This is a genomic window from Kitasatospora sp. NPDC057198 (genome assembly GCF_042670125.1).
Classification (GTDB): Bacteria; Actinomycetota; Actinomycetes; order Streptomycetales; family Streptomycetaceae; genus Kitasatospora.
Map to the genome: position 1 here is coordinate 1 of NZ_JBHUWH010000109.1, position 2,651 is coordinate 2,651.

The 2,651-nt window shown below is 72.4% G+C and carries 2 protein-coding genes; both read right to left on the reverse strand.

Features of this window, described 5'->3' with window-relative positions; all coding sequences use genetic code 11:
- Positions 1-12: 12 nt before the first annotated feature.
- A complete protein-coding gene (rlmN, locus tag ACFUEL_RS15155) occupies positions 13-1,113 on the reverse strand; it encodes a 23S rRNA (adenine(2503)-C(2))-methyltransferase RlmN (protein WP_033256300.1) in 1,101 nt (366 codons plus the stop codon).
- A 444-nt stretch (positions 1,114-1,557) separates the two neighbouring features.
- Positions 1,558-2,424, reverse strand: a complete 867-nt coding sequence (locus tag ACFUEL_RS15160; protein ID WP_380236677.1) for a phosphatidate cytidylyltransferase — start codon at positions 2,422-2,424, stop codon at positions 1,558-1,560.
- Between the last annotated feature and the right edge of the window lie 227 nt (positions 2,425-2,651).

Here is a 2,651-nt window from a genome sequence, read left to right on the forward strand (position 1 = left end):
TTCCTGCGGCGCTCAGCCCGCGGCGGCCAGCTGCCCGCAGGCGCCGTCGATCTCCTGGCCGCGGGTGTCGCGGACGGTGGTGGGCACGCCGTGCGCCTGCAGGCGGCGGACGAACTCGCGCTCGTCCTCCGGCCGGGAGGCCGTCCACTTCGAGCCCGGCGTCGGGTTGAGCGGGATCAGGTTCACGTGCACCCGGCGGTTCTTGATCAGCCGGCCGAGCAGGTCGGCGCGCCACGCCTGGTCGTTGATGTCCTTGATCAGCGCGTACTCGATGGACACCCGGCGGCCGGACTTCTCCGCGTAGTTCCACGCGGCGTCCAGCACCTCGTCGACCTTCCAACGGGTGTTGACCGGCACCAGCTCGTCGCGCAGCTCGTCGTCCGGCGCGTGCAACGACAGCGCGAGGCGGCAGCTCAGGCCCTCGTCGGCGAAGCGGTGCATGGCCGGGACCAGGCCGACGGTGGAGACGGTGATGCCGCGCTGCGAGAGGCCGAAGCCGTCCGGGGACGGGTCGGTCAGTCGGCGGATCGCCGACAGCACCCGGTTGTAGTTGGCCAGCGGCTCGCCCATGCCCATGAACACCACGTTCGACAGCCGGGCCTCGCCGCCGGGGACGGCCCCGGACTTGAGGTCGCGCATGCCGGACGCGATCTGCTCGACGATCTCCGCGGTGGACAGGTTCCGGGTCAGCCCGGCCTGGCCGGTCGCGCAGAACGGGCAGTTCATGCCGCAGCCGGCCTGCGAGCTGATGCACATCGTGACGCGGTCCGGGTAGCGCATCAGCACCGACTCGACCAGCGTGCCGTCGAACAGCTTCCACAGCGTCTTGCGGGTGGCGTCGTCGTCGCAGGAGACGTGCCGCACCACGGACATCAGCTCGGGCAGCAGCGCCTCGGTCAGCTTCGTCCGGCTCGCCGCCGGGATGTCCGTCCAGGTCTCCGGGTCGGCGGACATCCGCCCGAAGTAGTGGTTCGACAGCTGCTTCGCGCGGAACGGCTGTTCGCCCAGCTCGGCGACGGCCTCCTTGCGCTCGGCAGGGCTGAGGTCGGCGAGGTGTCGCGGGGGCTTGGCGCCACGCGGCGCGACAAAGGTCAGTTCTCCGGGCTTAGGCATGGTTCATCCAGTGTCTCAGATCCGGGGAACCGCTCCGCGTCCCGCGGGCGGCCCAAGAGTTGAACGCGTTCAAATCATCTGGAGCGATCATCCCGGCGGGGACGGGCGTTCCGTCCGCCGAGGAGGACCGGGGCCCGGTGCTCGCCGCCGTCGGCGACCTGTCGGGCGGGGCACTCGTCCGGAGCGTGTTCCTCCCGGGCGGCGGCAGCGGCGTCCTCCTCGTGGGGATGGCCTGCCTCGCCCTGCTGTCCGACGGCACCGGCTCCACGCTCTCGGAGGGCGTGCCCGCCGGGCTGCTGTTCGCGCCGACGGTTCCCCACCTCCGGTGGCGGACGGCCCCCGGACGCGGTGGCATCACGGGGGCGTTCGAACGTCGGAGGCTCGGCCGCCGGGCTCAGGCCGGGCTCGGCCGCCTGGCTCGGCCACCTGGCTCGGCCGCCGGGCTCAGCTGCCGACGAAGACCGCGAGCAGCAGCCAGACCACCGGGGCGGTGGGCAGCAGGGAGTCCAGCCGGTCCATGATGCCGCCGTGGCCGGGGAGCAGGGTGCCCATGTCCTTGATGCCGAGGTCGCGCTTGATCATCGACTCGGCGAGGTCGCCGAGGGTGGCGGTGACGGCCGCGCAGCCGCCCAGGATCAGGCCCTGCCACCAGGTGCCGTCGTCGATCAGGTACTGCATCAGCAGGGCGCCCGCGATCATCGACAGGCCGATGCCGCCCGCCAGGCCCTCGCGGGTCTTGCCGGGGCTGATGGTCGGCGCGAGTTTGTTGCGGCCGAACTTGTAGCCCACGGCGTACGCGCCGGTGTCGGAGCAGATGGTGACGACCAGGAACAGCAGGATCCGCCAGGCGCCGTCGTCCGCGGCCAGGATCAGGGCGACGAAGGTGGCCAGGAACGGCACGTAGAAGGCGGTGAAGACGCCGGCCGTTATGTCGCGCAGGTAGTTCTCCGGCGGGGTGGCCATCCGGGCCACCATCATCGCCAGGCCGGTCACGGCGAGGATCGCGGCGGCCCACTGACCGCCCTCGAAGTAGCCGGTGACGACCATGCCGACGCCGCCGACCAGCAGCGGGACCTGCGGGACGCGGACGTCCTTGCGCTCGGCGAGCCGGCTGGTGAGCTCCCAGATGCCGACGGCCACGGCGGCCGCGACGACCACCATGAAGACCGCCTTGACCACGAACAGCGAGGCCGCGACCACCGCTCCGAGTCCGACGCCCACGCCTATCGCGGCGGGCAGGTTGCGGCCGCCGCGCGGCTTGCGGGGCTGCTGGTCGGTCTGGGCCACGGGGCTCTCCTGGGCGGGGGGCATGAACTGAGTCTGTGCCGCGCCGCCCCCTCGCCATGCCGGGGGCCGCCGCGCGTGACCCGTTTGGTGTCGGCCGGGTCGGGCCACCGGTGCCGTCCCGTGCGGAGCGGGTTCGGGCCCGGGTGGAGCCGCGCCCCGGGCCGGGCGGTCGGGGCCCCGGTGCCGGGGGGAGCCGGCTGGGTACCGCACAAAAAAACCACAACAACGCATGCATGTTGTTGATCAACGAC

Bases quoted from the DNA above. Each gene is read 5' to 3' on its own strand.
- rlmN (WP_033256300.1), bottom strand. From the start codon at position 1,113: ATGCCTAAGCCCGGAGAACTGACCTTTGTCGCGCCGCGTGGCGCCAAG.
- ACFUEL_RS15160 (WP_380236677.1), bottom strand. From the start codon at position 2,424: ATGCCCCCCGCCCAGGAGAGCCCCGTGGCCCAGACCGACCAGCAGCCC.